Genomic DNA, 12,269 nt, shown 5'->3' with positions numbered 1-12,269 from the left:
CGACCGTCGCGGGGGCCGCCCACTTCCTCGAACACCTGCTGTTCAAGGCAACCCCGACGCGCACCTCGGTGGAGATCGCCCAGGCGGTCGACGCGGTCGGCGGCGAACTCAACGCGTTCACCTCCAGGGAGCACACCTGCTACTACGCCCACGTGCTCGACGACGACCTGGAGATGGCCGTCGAGTTGGTGGCCGACGTCGTGCTCAACGGGGTTTGCGCGCCAGGCGACGTCGAACTCGAGCGTGATGTGGTGCTCGAGGAGATCGCCATGCGCGACGACGATCCCGAGGACACCCTCGGGGATGTGTTCCTCTCGGCGATGTTCGGCGACCACCCGGTGGGCCGTCCGGTGATCGGCAGTGTCGAGTCGGTGTCGGGAATGACCCGGAACCAACTGCGCTCCTTCCACATCCGCCGCTACACCCCCGAGCGCATGGTGCTCGCCGTCGCCGGGAACATCGACCACGACCACGTCGTGGCGTTGGCCCGGGAGTTCTTCGGCGCCCGACTTGTCAAGGGCCGCAAGCCTCTTCCGCACCGCAAGGGCACCGGCCGTCCTGCCGCGCCGCCTGGGCTGACGTTGATCTCCCGCGACTGCGAACAGTCGCATCTGACCCTGGGGGTGCGGGTTTCCGGCCGGCACTGTGCGGACCGGTGGGCTCTGTCGGTGCTGAGCACCGCGCTCGGCGGGGGCTTGAGTTCGCGTCTGTTCCAGCAGATCCGGGAGACCCGCGGGCTGGCCTACGCGGTCTACTCGGCGGTGGACTCCTTCGCCGACAGCGGGGCGTTCTCCGTCTACGCCGGGTGCCTGCCGGAGCGGTTCGACGAGGTGGTCCGGCTGGCCGCCGAGGTGCTCGAGACCGTCGCCCGCGACGGGATCACCGACGCCGAATGCCGCATCGCGAAGGGTTCCCTGCGGGGCGGGCTGCTGCTGGGTCTGGAGGACTCCGCCTCCCGGATGAACCGGCTGGGCCGCACCGAGATCAACTATGGCCGGTACCGGACACTGGGCAGCACACTGCGTCGCATCGAGCAGGTGACCGTCGAAGACGTCAACGCCGTCGCCCGGAAGGTGCTCTCGGGGCGTTTCGGCGCCGCGGTCCTCGGGCCGCACCGGTCCAAACGGTCCCTGCCGCACCGACTGCGAGCCCTCACCGGCTGACCGGCTCTCGCCGTACCGCGGCGGGGGTCACCCCGTCACAGCAGGCCGGCCGGGTCGGTGTAGGTCAGGCCCAGGTCGTGAGCCACCTGCTCGTTGAGCAGTTTCCCGTCGTGGGTCGACAGTCCCGCGGCCAGTGCGGGGTCGGCAGCGCAGGCGGCCTGCCAGCCCTTGTCGGCCAACTTGAGCGCGTAGGGCATGGTGGCGTTGGTCAGGGCGAAAGTCGACGTGCGCGGCACCGCACCGGGCATGTTGGCCACGCAGTAGAACAGCGTGTCGTGGACCCTGAAGGTCGGATCGTCATGGGTGGTCGGCCTGGAGTCCTCGAAGCAGCCGCCCTGGTCGATCGCGATGTCCACCAGCACCGCGCCCGGCTTCATCTGCGCCACAAGGGAATTGCTGACCAGCTTGGGCGCCTTGGCGCCGGGGACCAGCACGGCTCCGATGACCAGGTCGGCCTGCTTGACGGCGGACTCGATCTCCAGCTGCGAGGAGTAGCGGGTCTCGATGCTGCCGTCGTACTCGGCGTCGATCTTGCGCAGCGTGTTGATGTTGAGGTCGAACACGGTGACGTGTGCCCCCATGCCCTTGGCGACCGCGGCGGCGTTGTCGCCGGCCATGCCGCCGCCGATCACCACGACGTTGGCCGGCGCGACACCGGGGACCCCGCCCATCAGCGTGCCGCGGCCGCCCTGGCTGCGCATCAGGTGGTAGGAGCCGACCTGCGCAGCCAGCCGTCCGGCGACCTCGCTCATCGGAGCCAGCAGTGGCAGCGCTCCGTCGGCGGTCTGCACGGTCTCGTAGGCGATCGAGGTGGTGCCCGAGGCGAGCAGGGCGTCGGTGCACGGCTTGGAAGCCGCCAGGTGCAGGTAGGTGAACAGCACCTGGCCCCGGCGCAGCCGGCCGTACTCGGCTTCGATGGGTTCCTTGACCTTCAGCAGCAGGTCGGCCCTCTCCCAGACCTCGTCGGCGCCCTCGACGATCTGAGCGCCGACGGCCTTGAAGTCGGCGTCGTGGATCGCCGAACCCTCGCCCGCGCCGGCCTGGACCAGCACCTCATGGCCGCGCCTCACGAGTTCGCTGGCACCCGCCGGGGTGACGGCGACGCGATACTCGCTGTTCTTGATCTCGGTGGGGATTCCGACGCGCACGATGGCTCCTTGGTCCGCGGATTGACTGCCTTCCAGTGTGAAGAAAGTTCGGCTCTAGCACAATCAACGCGACAGAAATTCGCTAAGATGACGCTATGGCCGAACAAAAGGCGAAACAGGCAGTGGTAGGGCCGGTGAAACCGAAGGATGTTCGGCCCGCCGGCCTCGATGAGGTGGACCGGAAGATCCTGACCGCCCTGCACCGGGACGCCCGGATGTCCAATGCGGCACTGGCCGACGCCGTCGGGATCGCTCCGTCCACCTGCCACGGCAGGGTCCGACGCCTCCAGGATCTCGGCGTCATCCGCGGCTTCCACGCCGACATCGACCCCGCCGCGATCGGTCTGCCACTGCAGGCGATGATCTCGGTGAGCCTGCAGGCCGGCGCCCGCGGCAAGATCCGCAGTTTCATCCAGCAGATCCGCCGCAGGCATCAGGTGATCGACGTCTACTTCCTGGCCGGTGCGGACGACTTCATCATCCACGTCGCCGCCCGCGACACCGACGATCTTCGATCGTTCGTGGTCGACAATCTCAACGCCGACGCCGATGTGGCCGGCACCCAGACCTCGCTGATCTTCGAGCACCTGCGCGGCGCCTCAGCGCTCTAAGGCATGAATCGTTCGGGGTGCCAGATCCCACCACCCGGCCGAGCCAACGACTACCGCCGGTCACGTGAGGCAACGAACCGCCCTTCGCGCGCATCTTGACATGAGGCAACATGCCGACACGATCCCGCGGGCGACGGCAGCCCGTGGACCAACGCGGGACTGTGGATACGCTGACTCCATGCGAGTCGGGGTGCTGGGCGCCAAAGGCAAAGTCGGAACGGCGATGTGCGCGGCCGTCCGCGACGCCGGCGACCTTTCGTTGAGCGCCGAGGTCGACGCCGGCGACGCGCTGACGATGCTGACCGAGAACGGCACCGAGGTGGTCATCGACTTCACCCACCCCGACGTCGTCATGGACAACCTGAAGTTCCTCATCCGCAACGGTGTTCACGCTGTGGTGGGAACCACCGGCTTCACCGAGGACCGTCTGGCCGCCGTGCGGGAGTGGCTGGCCGCCTCGCCGCGGACCGGTGTGCTGATCGCCCCCAACTTCGCGATCGGTGCCGTGCTGTCGATGTACTTCGCGCAGAAGGCGGCGCCGTACTTCGAGTCGGCCGAGGTCATCGAACTGCACCACCCGCACAAGGCCGACGCCCCGTCGGGCACCGCCACCCGAACCGCCGCGCTGATCGCGCAGGCCCGAAAGGGCATGCCGCCCAACCCCGATGCCACCAGCACCGGTCTGCCCGGTGCCCGCGGCGCCGATATCGACGGCATCCCGGTGCACTCCGTCCGGCTGACCGGCCTGGTGGCCCACCAGGAGGTGCTGTTCGGCACCATGGGGGAGACCCTGACCATCCGCCACGACAGCCTGGACCGCACCTCGTTCGTGCCGGGTGTGTTGCTCGCCGTGCGTCAGATCCCGCAGCGCCCGGGCCTGACCATCGGTCTCGAAGCACTGATGGACCTGTGATCGCACGGGTCCAACTGCTGATCGGGTTTCTCTGTCTGGCGCTGCTGGTCTACTTCGCGCTGCTGGCCCGAACCGCCGTGGCGCTGCTGCGCGACGGCAGCCCGGCGGCCGTGGCCCTCGGGGTCGGCGTCCTGCTGCTGCCCATCGTCGGCGCCTGGGCCGTCGCCGCCACCCTGCGGGCCGGCCTGGCGCATCAGCGGCTGGCCCGACTGGCCGCGGAAGACGGCATGGAACTCGATGTGAGCGGTCTTGCCCGGATGCCGTCCGGCCGCATCCGGCGGGACGCCGCCGACGCCCTGTTCCACACCGTGCGCGCCGAAGTGGAGGCCGATCCCGAGGACTGGCGCCGCTGGTACCGGCTGGCGCGGGCCTACGACTACGCGGGCGACCGCGGCCGGGCCCGGGAGGCCATGCGCAAAGCCGTTGCGCTGCAGGCCGGGCAGGCCGAACCGTGAGCACACCGGCCACTCGAGAAGTTCTCGAGTCCGTGTTGGCCGGCACGAAGGATCCCGACATCCCCGGTGTCGACGTCGTCGTCCGGCCCGCGCTGGCGGCGACGGTCACCGACATGCTGGGGGCCGACGGCTATCTGTTCGGTACGCCGGCGAGATTCGGGTACATGTCCGGCGCGCTCAAGCACTTCAATGTCAAAAACGGGTGATTTAGATGCCACGCTTGCTGATCGTTCATCACACGCCCTCACCGCACTGCGCTGAGATGCTCGACGCGGTAGTCGCTGGTGCTACCGAGCCAGACATTGTCGGAGTCGAGGTTGTGCGCCGGCCCGCGCTTACCGTGTCGCCGTTCGAGATGTTGGAAGCTGACGGCTACCTCCTAGGGTCGCCGGTCAACCTTGGCTACCTCAGCGGCGCGCTCAAGCACGCATTCGACTGCTCTTACTACCAACTGCTCGACAGCAGCCGGGGGAGACCGTTCGGGCTGTGGCTCCACGGCAACGAGGGCACCGAGGGCGCAGAGCGTGCAGTGGACGGGATCACCGCAGGGTTGGGATGGGTCAAGGCGGCTGAGTATGTGTCTGTCTCTGGGAAGCCAAGCAAGGCCGATCTGGAGGCGTGCTGGAATCTTGGCGGAACGGTCGCCGCACACCTGACGGGATGATATCTCCGGCGATTGTGTGGATTAGGGCTGTCCCAAGCCGGTCACCGGCAGGGTCACTAGTGGGCCGGACCCCCGAGGCGCGGTCCGATTCAGGCTATCGAATGAAGGAGAAGGGGAACGGCCAACACGATCGCAACACACTGGATGGCGACGAACTTGTTGTAGCTGAGGAGGCCGTCGGGGTGAAAGGTCTTCTTCCACATACCCGAGTGGAGCAGCAAATGGGTGAGAAGCAGTCCGTGCATGGACATGGAGGTGAGGGCGGCGTTGCGCACCGTGCTGATGCCGAGGAAAGCGAAAACAAAGGACAGGGTCACGATCCCGTAGCAGATGCCGATGAAACCGGCGTAGATGAACTCGAGAGGCAGGAGGTTCCGGGGGTCTGAATGGCTCCCGTCGCTGCGCTTCACCCAGTCGACCACCGGGATTTTCTGCGTGAAGTCCGCGAAGAAGACGACAAGATGCGGAATGAAATTGACCGCGATGAGGATGACATACAGGGTTCGCGACATTTCTAGCTCCCGATTTCCTTTCGGCTTTCGTCGTCTTGCCTAGCCGGTTGTCGCCGGCGCTTCCACCTGCCGCACCGGCCCGGTGAACCATTTCCTCACCGAGTCGTGCCGGTACAACCAGAGCAGCGACAGTACCCCGAACCCCACCACCGGCGTGTAGTTGACGAACTTCCACCGGATGGCCCGTGCGCTCGACTTCTTCCGCGAGGGAGACACGCTCACCTCTGCCACGCGCCAGCCGTGCCGCTCACATTGCTCGCGGCACTCTCGCTCCTCGCTCCTCGACGCTTCGTGGAGGTCCTACCCTTGCCGCCGGATGACCAAAGGACCCCCCGCTCTTGCACAGAGGTCGCGAAGTTCGACTTATCGAGCCAGATCGCGTTGCGCTCTGCTGGCTTTCGGCCCTACGGTCTGTGGTGCACGGCAACAACGACACCGCCGGCGCCGTCTCGTCCGTCGAACGGATCTGCACCGGCCTGGGCCTGGTCAGGTCCGCCCGCGCGGTCGAGGTCACCGGTGCCGTCGATGCCGCCGTACGCCGGCGGGTCTACGAGTGGGCGGCACCCTGGCCGCCACCTGATGAGGGAGTGAGGTGTCATGGCAGGAATCGGTGACTTCGCGCTGGGGGCGGCGCCCGTCGCCGGGGGGGCGGCGTTGGCCACGCTGATCGGATCCGTCAGAGGGGACGATTTCCGCGCGGTGATCAAATCGGACATCGAGTTGTACAACAGCCTGCCCGAAGAGAGCGTCGAGTTGCGGGCCGAGCTCAAACGGACCATCGACGCGCGCCTCTACGACCTGATCGCGACGGTCGACCGCAACCTCGAACTGCGGCTCGCCGCCGGGTCCTACAAGGGCAACTGGCGCGACGTCGTCCTGTTCGTCTGCGCCCTGATGTTCACCCTGGTGTGGTGGTACGTGCCACACGACCGGAGCAACTGGCTGCCCACCTTCCTGATTCTGCTGGTCCTGTCGGTGGTCGTGGGGCTGTCCGCCGTCCGAGTGATCGTCCGCGGCGTCAAGAAGATCTTCACCCATTCCTAGCGCGGGTGGCCGGGAGGGGCTCGGACGTTAAAGTGGGCGGCGTGCCGATCGCAGGGTCTGTCCCCACGCCGTACGAGGACCTGCTGCGACTGGTGCTCGAGAGCGGCACGCCCAAGTCCGACCGCACCGGCACCGGCACCCGCAGCCTGTTCGGCCACCAGTTGCGCTACGACCTGTCCGCCGGCTTTCCCCTGATCACGACCAAGAAAGTCCACACCAAGTCGGTGATCTACGAACTGCTGTGGTTTCTGCGCGGGGACTCCAACGTCGAGTGGCTACGGCGGCACGGCGTCACGATCTGGGACGAATGGGCCTCGCCCGAAGGTGATCTGGGACCGGTCTACGGGGTCCAGTGGCGGTCCTGGCCCACACCCACCGGTGACCACATCGACCAGATCAGTGCGGCCGTCGATCTGCTTCGCACCGACCCCGACTCCCGCCGCATCATCGTGTCGGCCTGGAACGTCGCCGAACTGGACCGGATGGCGCTGGCGCCGTGTCATGCGTTCTTCCAGTTCTACGTCGCCGACGGCAGACTCAGCTGCCAGCTCTATCAGCGCAGCGCCGACATCTTCCTCGGCGTGCCGTTCAACATCGCCAGCTATGCGCTGCTGACCCACATGATGGCCGCCCAGGCCGGCCTGGCGGTGGGCGACTTCGTCTGGACCGGCGGTGACTGCCACATCTACGACAACCACGTCCGGCAGGTCACCGAGCAACTCGGCCGCGAACCGCGGCCTTATCCGGAACTCGTTCTCGCCCAACGGGATTCGATCTTCGACTACACCTACGACGACATCGAGATCCGCAACTACGACCCGCACCCGGCGATCAAGGCGCCGGTGGCGGTCTAGGTCGTGTCCGTCAGGCTGATCTGGGCCCAGTCGTCCTCGGGTGTGATCGGGCGCGACGGTGGCATTCCCTGGCGGCTGCCCGAGGACATGGCCCGGTTCAAAGACCTCACAATGGGGCACACGGTGGTGATGGGTCGCCGGACCTGGGAATCCCTGCCGCCGAGGTTCCGGCCGCTGCCCGGCCGGCGCAATGTGGTGCTGACCCGTAATCCGCGGTACCGGGCCGAGGGGGCTGATGTCGTCGTCTCCGTCGAAGAAGCGCTCGCCGGTCCCGACACCTGGGTGATCGGCGGGTCGGAGATCTACCACCTCGCGATGCCGGCGGCCACCCGCTGCGAGGTCACGGAAGTGGATATCGACCTGTGCGCCGGCGACGGGGACGCGATGGCGCCGATGCTCGACGGGTCCTGGGTCGGCACCTCGGGGGACTGGCAGCACTCCGGTTCCGGGTTGCGGTACCGCTTCCACAGCTACGTCCGGCCCCGAGTCGGCTGACCGCCGCTCCGGCCCGGCGCACCAGGGTTGGCGACGCACTAGGGTGATCGCGTGGCCGAGACCGCGCCGCTGCGGGTGCAGCTGATCGCCAGGACCGAGTTCCTGCCGCCATCCGACGTCGATTGGCGCACCGACGCCGACGGCGGCGAGGCGCTCGTCGAGTTCGCCGGCCGGGCCTGCTATCAGAGCTGGTCCAAACCGAACCCCCGCACCGCCACCAACGCCTCCTACCTCAAGCACATCATCGACGTGGGCCATTTCGCGGTCCTCGAGCACGCATCGGTGACCTTCTACATCACCGGGGTCTCCCGCTCCTGCACCCACGAGCTGATCCGCCACCGTCACTTCTCCTACTCCCAACTGTCCCAGCGCTATGTGCCCGAGGACGATGCCCGGGTGGTCATCCCACCCGGATTGGAGGACGACCCCGAACTTCGACAACTGGTGCTCGACGCCGCGGACTCGAGCCGACGGGTCTACCTGGAACTGTTGGCCGGGCTGGAGGCCAAGTTCACGGCGGGCGAGCCGTCCGGGAGCAGGGACGTGCTGCGCCGCAAACAGGCCCGGCAGGCCGCCCGGGCGGTGCTGCCCAATGACACCGAGACGCGCATCGTGGTGACCGGCAACTACCGGGCCTGGCGACACTTCATCGCCACCCGTGCCAGCGAGCAGGCCGATGTCGAGATCCGCCGGCTGGCCGTCGCCTGCCTGCGTGAACTGGCGGCCGTCTCCCCGGCTGCATTCGCCGACTTCGAGATCGGCGTGCTGGCCGACGGCACCGAGGTGGCCACCAGCCCGCTCGCTACGGACGCCTGAACCCCAGCGGGTAATCTTGGGGCCCGTGAGCACCAGCGGATTCGACGCCAGCGCGCGCCTGGGCACGGTCTTGACCGCGATGGTCACACCGTTCTCATCAGACGGCGGGCTGGACCGCGACACCGCCGCGCGCCTGGCTCTACGCCTCGTCGACTCCGGATGCGACGGGCTGGTGGTCTCCGGGACCACCGGGGAGTCACCCACCACGACCGACGCCGAGAAGGCGGCCCTGCTCCGGGTCGTGCTCGACGCCGTGGGTGACCGGGCCCGCATCATCGCCGGGGTCGGAACCAACGACACCGCTCACAGCGTGCGCCTGGCCAGTGCCGCCGCCGCGGAGGGGGCACACGGCCTGCTGGTGGTCACCCCGTACTACTCCCGGCCGCCGCAGTCCGGTCTGGTCGCGCACTTCACCGCCGTCGCCGACGCCACCGACCTGCCCGTCATGCTCTACGACATCCCGCCGCGCTCGGTGGTGCCGATCGAGTGGGACACCATGCGCACCCTCGCCCAGCACCCGAACATCGTCGCGGTGAAGGACGCCAAGGGCGACCTGCACGGCGCGGCGCAGATCATGGCCGAGACGGGCCTGGCCTACTACTCCGGCGACGACGCCCTGAACCTGCCGTGGCTGGCACTGGGGGCGGTCGGCATCGTGAGCGTCTGGGGCCACCTCGCCGCCGGTCAACTGCGTGACATGGTGACCGCCTTCCACGCCGGCGACCTGGCCACCGCCCGCAAGATCAGCGGGTCGCTGTCCTCGCTCAACGCCGCACAGACCCGTCTCGGCGGAGTGACGATGTCCAGGGGCGGACTGCGGCTGCAGGGCTTTGAGACCGGCGACCCCCGGTTGCCCCAGATGCCGGCCACCGCCGAACAGCTCGACGAGTTGGCCGCAGACATGCGCGCGGCGGCCGTCCTCGGGATGAGGTCGCCGGCCGAGCGGCTCGCGCGGTGAACAACGACGGCCTGCGTCCCCCCGGTCCGCCGGCCCCGGGCGCGCTGCGGGTCACCGCCCTGGGCGGGATCGGCGAAATCGGCCGCAACATGACGGTTTTCGAGCACCTGGGCCGACTGCTCATCGTCGACTGCGGGGTGCTGTTCCCGGGGCACGACGAACCCGGGGTCGACCTGATCCTGCCCGACCTTCGTCATATCGAGGACCGCCTCGACGACATCGAGGCACTCGTCCTCACCCATGCCCACGAGGACCACATCGGCGCGATCCCGTTCCTGCTCAAGTTGCGCAGCGACATCCCGGTGGTCGGCTCCAGATTCACGTGCGCGCTCGTCGCGGCCAAATGTCGGGAGCACCGCATCAACCCGACGTTCGTGGAAGTCGCTGAGGGGCAACGGAGTACGCACGGCGTCTTCGAGTGCCAGTACTTCGCGGTCAACCACTCCATCCCCGACGCACTCGCGATCGCCATCCACACCGGCGCGGGCACCGTGCTGCACACCGGCGATATCAAGCTCGACCAGCTGCCCCCGGACGGCCGTCCCACCGACCTGCCCGGGATGTCCCGGCTCGGTGACGCCGGTGTCGACCTTTTCCTGTGCGACTCGACCAACGCCGAGATTCCCGGGGTGGGACCCTCGGAAAGCGAGATCGGGCCGACCCTGCACCGGCTGATCCGCAACGCCGAGGGCCGGCGGGTGCTGGTCGCCTGCTTCGCCTCCAATGTCGACCGGGTGCAGCAGATCGTCGACGCCGCAGTGGCACTGGGCCGTCGGGTGTCCTTCGTGGGGCGTTCGATGGTCCGCAACATGGCCATCGCCCGGGAACTCGGCTTCCTGACCGTGCAGGACCGCGACGTCGTCGACATCTCCGCAGCCGAGATGATGCCCCCGGACCGTCTGGTGCTGATCACCACCGGAACTCAGGGCGAGCCGCTTTCAGCACTGTCGCGGATGTCGCGCGGCGAGCATCGCGCCATCTCCATCACCGCCGACGACCTGATCATCCTGTCCTCCTCGCTGATTCCCGGCAACGAGGAGGCGGTCTATGGGGTGATCGACGCGCTGTCCCGGATCGGGGCGCGGGTGGTCACCAATCAGCAGGCCCGCGTTCACGTTTCCGGCCACGCCTATGCCGGCGAACTGCTGTTCCTCTACAACGCGGTGCGTCCGCGCAACGTCATGCCGGTGCACGGGCACTGGCGGCATCTGCGAGCGAATGCGAAACTCGCCGCCCGGACCGGGGTGCCGCAGGAGAACATCATGCTGGCCGAGAACGGCGTCAGCGTGGACCTGGCCGCCGGCCAGGCCCACATCGCCGGTGCGGTGCCGGTGGGCAAGATGTTCGTCGACGGCCTCATCAGCGGCGACGTCGGCGACGCCACCCTGGGGGAGCGACTCGTGCTCAGTTCGGGCTTCATCGCCGTCACCGTCGTGGTGCATCGGGGCACCGGACGAAGCGCCGCCCCGCCGCACCTGTCCTCCCGCGGTTTCTCCGAGGACCCCAAAGCCCTGGAACCCGCCGCACGCAAGGTCGAGCAGGAGCTGGAATCCCTGGCCGCCGAGCGTGTCACCGATCCGGTGCGGATCGCCCAGGCGGTACGCCGCGCCGTCGGGAAGTGGGTCGGCGAGACCTACCGGCGGCAGCCGATGATCGTGCCGACCGTGCTGGAGATCTAGCGGTTGTCGCTGAAGCCGGCGGTGTTCTCAAGGACCCCGCACCGATTGATTTCGGTCTGGCAACAGCCTGTGTGTGACCAGTGTGGCCTATGGTGCTGATGGGGCCGGGGCCACTAGTCTGCCCGCATGGCGAACAAGACCGCCGCTCGCTCCGGCGCGCGCACGACCAGGTCGCAAAACACCAGGTCGCAAAGCTCCTCCACGGCCTCCCGCCCGGTCAGGACCGCGACCAGGCCGGCATCCCGGCCGGCGCCGCCGCGGCGTAAGCCGGCCAGGACGTCCCCGTCCCCGCTCGCCGTCGCGGCGGCGGCAGGCGGCCGCGCCGGACGGGCGATGTGGCTGGTAGTCGCCCGTGGCGCGGGATCGACGGCGCGTTCGGTCGGTCGGGCCCGTGACATCGAGCCGGGCCACCGCCGCGACGGGCTGGCGCTGGGCCTGCTGGGGCTGGCCGTGGTGATCGCCGCCGCGTCCTGGTTCGACGCCGCCCGCCCGGTCGGGGCGTGGATCGACTCCGGCCTGCGCACGATGGTCGGCGGTGCGGTGATCCTGCTGCCCCTGCTGATCGCGGCGGCCGCGATGATCCTGATGCGCACCGAGCCGCACCAGGAGGCCCGTCCGCGGCTGGTGCTCGGCACCGCGATGATCTGCCTGCCGGTGTTGGGTCTGTGGCATCTGTGGTCGGGATCGCCGGCCGACCCGGTGGCTCGCCGGCACGCCGGGGGGTTCATCGGGTTCGCCATGGCCGGCCCGCTCTCCGACGGCCTCACCGCCTGGATCGCCACGCCCCTGCTGATCTTCGCCGCCGTGTTCGGCGTGCTGCTGATCACCGGCACCACCATCCGCGAGCTGCCCGGGACGCTCTACGCCATGTTCGGCACCAGAGCCCATTACGGCGACGGGTACGGCGACCACGAAGGCGACTACGACGGCGACTACGACGGCGACTACGGGGGCGAC

The 12,269-nt window shown here is 68.4% G+C and carries 15 protein-coding genes and 1 pseudogene; 13 read left to right on the top strand and 3 right to left on the bottom strand.

What is annotated here, in order from left to right; all coding sequences use genetic code 11:
- A partial coding sequence (locus ADBZ5U_RS09230; protein ID WP_526264630.1) for a M16 family metallopeptidase occupies positions 1-1,163 on the top strand: 1,163 nt, incomplete at its 5' end.
- A 35-nt stretch (positions 1,164-1,198) separates the two neighbouring features.
- On the opposite strand, the gene ald is transcribed toward ADBZ5U_RS09230, so the two are convergent.
- The gene (ald, locus tag ADBZ5U_RS09225; protein ID WP_526264628.1) at positions 1,199-2,311 is read right to left on the bottom strand and encodes an alanine dehydrogenase; all 1,113 of its coding nucleotides are present in this window, start codon (positions 2,309-2,311) and stop codon (positions 1,199-1,201) included.
- 95 nt (positions 2,312-2,406) lie between these two features.
- Between ald and aldR the strand changes: the two genes are divergently transcribed.
- The 5 genes and pseudogenes from aldR (at position 2,407) to ADBZ5U_RS09200 (ending at position 4,954) form a co-directional block, all read left to right on the top strand.
- Positions 2,407-2,922: an HTH-type transcriptional regulator AldR gene (gene aldR, locus ADBZ5U_RS09220; protein ID WP_526264626.1), complete on the top strand. Its 516-nt coding sequence runs from the start codon at positions 2,407-2,409 to the stop codon at positions 2,920-2,922.
- A gap of 178 nt (positions 2,923-3,100) precedes the next feature.
- Positions 3,101-3,835 carry a 4-hydroxy-tetrahydrodipicolinate reductase gene (gene dapB, locus ADBZ5U_RS09215; RefSeq protein ID WP_526264624.1) on the top strand — a complete coding sequence of 245 codons (735 nt, stop codon included), beginning with the start codon at positions 3,101-3,103 and terminating at the stop codon, positions 3,833-3,835.
- Positions 3,832-4,290, top strand: coding sequence for a hypothetical protein (locus ADBZ5U_RS09210; protein WP_526264622.1), 459 nt, complete (start codon positions 3,832-3,834; stop codon positions 4,288-4,290). Before dapB ends, ADBZ5U_RS09210 begins: the two co-directional genes overlap by 4 nt.
- A pseudogene (locus tag ADBZ5U_RS09205) lies at positions 4,287-4,478 on the top strand (flavodoxin); the annotation flags it as partial. The gene ADBZ5U_RS09210 and the pseudogene ADBZ5U_RS09205, both read left to right, overlap by 4 nt.
- A 23-nt stretch (positions 4,479-4,501) precedes the next feature.
- The gene (locus ADBZ5U_RS09200) at positions 4,502-4,954 is read left to right on the top strand and encodes a flavodoxin family protein (protein ID WP_526264620.1); all 453 of its coding nucleotides are present in this window, start codon (positions 4,502-4,504) and stop codon (positions 4,952-4,954) included.
- Positions 4,955-5,043: 89 nt separating this feature from the next.
- On the opposite strand, the gene ADBZ5U_RS09195 is transcribed toward ADBZ5U_RS09200, so the two are convergent.
- On the bottom strand, positions 5,044-5,466 hold the full coding sequence (locus ADBZ5U_RS09195; RefSeq protein WP_526264618.1) for a hypothetical protein: 423 nt from the start codon (positions 5,464-5,466) through the stop codon (positions 5,044-5,046).
- A gap of 39 nt (positions 5,467-5,505) precedes the next feature.
- Positions 5,506-5,688: a hypothetical protein gene (locus ADBZ5U_RS09190; RefSeq protein ID WP_526264616.1), complete on the bottom strand. Its 183-nt coding sequence runs from the start codon at positions 5,686-5,688 to the stop codon at positions 5,506-5,508.
- Positions 5,689-6,063: 375 nt separating this feature from the next.
- Between ADBZ5U_RS09190 and ADBZ5U_RS09185 the strand changes: the two genes are divergently transcribed.
- The 7 genes from ADBZ5U_RS09185 to ADBZ5U_RS09155 form a co-directional block, all read left to right on the top strand.
- Positions 6,064-6,510 (top strand): hypothetical protein, encoded by a 447-nt coding sequence (locus tag ADBZ5U_RS09185; protein WP_526264614.1) that lies wholly within the window; start codon positions 6,064-6,066, stop codon positions 6,508-6,510.
- 41 nt (positions 6,511-6,551) lie between these two features.
- Complete coding sequence (locus ADBZ5U_RS09180) at positions 6,552-7,364, top strand: thymidylate synthase (protein WP_526264612.1); 813 nt, start codon at positions 6,552-6,554, stop codon at positions 7,362-7,364.
- A 3-nt stretch (positions 7,365-7,367) separates the two neighbouring features.
- A complete protein-coding gene (locus ADBZ5U_RS09175; RefSeq protein WP_526264609.1) occupies positions 7,368-7,859 on the top strand; it encodes a dihydrofolate reductase in 492 nt (163 codons plus the stop codon).
- 51 nt (positions 7,860-7,910) lie between these two features.
- The gene (gene thyX / locus ADBZ5U_RS09170; RefSeq protein WP_526264607.1) at positions 7,911-8,675 is read left to right on the top strand and encodes an FAD-dependent thymidylate synthase; all 765 of its coding nucleotides are present in this window, start codon (positions 7,911-7,913) and stop codon (positions 8,673-8,675) included.
- 79 nt (positions 8,676-8,754) lie between these two features.
- Positions 8,755-9,633, top strand: a complete 879-nt coding sequence (gene dapA / locus ADBZ5U_RS09165; protein ID WP_526264632.1) for a 4-hydroxy-tetrahydrodipicolinate synthase — start codon at positions 8,755-8,757, stop codon at positions 9,631-9,633.
- Positions 9,630-11,312, top strand: coding sequence for a ribonuclease J (locus tag ADBZ5U_RS09160; protein WP_526264605.1), 1,683 nt, complete (start codon positions 9,630-9,632; stop codon positions 11,310-11,312). The genes dapA and ADBZ5U_RS09160 overlap by 4 nt, the downstream gene beginning before the upstream one ends.
- 126 nt (positions 11,313-11,438) lie before the next feature.
- On the top strand, positions 11,439-12,269 hold an 831-nt coding region (locus ADBZ5U_RS09155; RefSeq protein ID WP_526264603.1), incomplete at its 3' end, for a DNA translocase FtsK 4TM domain-containing protein.

Source organism: Mycobacterium sp. (assembly GCF_040398885.1).
Classification (GTDB): domain Bacteria; phylum Actinomycetota; class Actinomycetes; order Mycobacteriales; family Mycobacteriaceae; genus Mycobacterium.
This window is presented reverse-complemented; position numbering and strand designations above follow the sequence as displayed.

Bases quoted from the DNA above. Each gene is read 5' to 3' on its own strand.
- aldR (WP_526264626.1), top strand. From the start codon at position 2,407: ATGGCCGAACAAAAGGCGAAACAGGCAGTGGTAGGGCCGGTGAAACCG.
- dapB (WP_526264624.1), top strand. From the start codon at position 3,101: ATGCGAGTCGGGGTGCTGGGCGCCAAAGGCAAAGTCGGAACGGCGATG.
- ADBZ5U_RS09200 (WP_526264620.1), top strand. From the start codon at position 4,502: ATGCCACGCTTGCTGATCGTTCATCACACGCCCTCACCGCACTGCGCT.
- ADBZ5U_RS09195 (WP_526264618.1), bottom strand. From the start codon at position 5,466: ATGTCGCGAACCCTGTATGTCATCCTCATCGCGGTCAATTTCATTCCG.
- ADBZ5U_RS09185 (WP_526264614.1), top strand. From the start codon at position 6,064: ATGGCAGGAATCGGTGACTTCGCGCTGGGGGCGGCGCCCGTCGCCGGG.
- dapA (WP_526264632.1), top strand. From the start codon at position 8,755: ATGGTCACACCGTTCTCATCAGACGGCGGGCTGGACCGCGACACCGCC.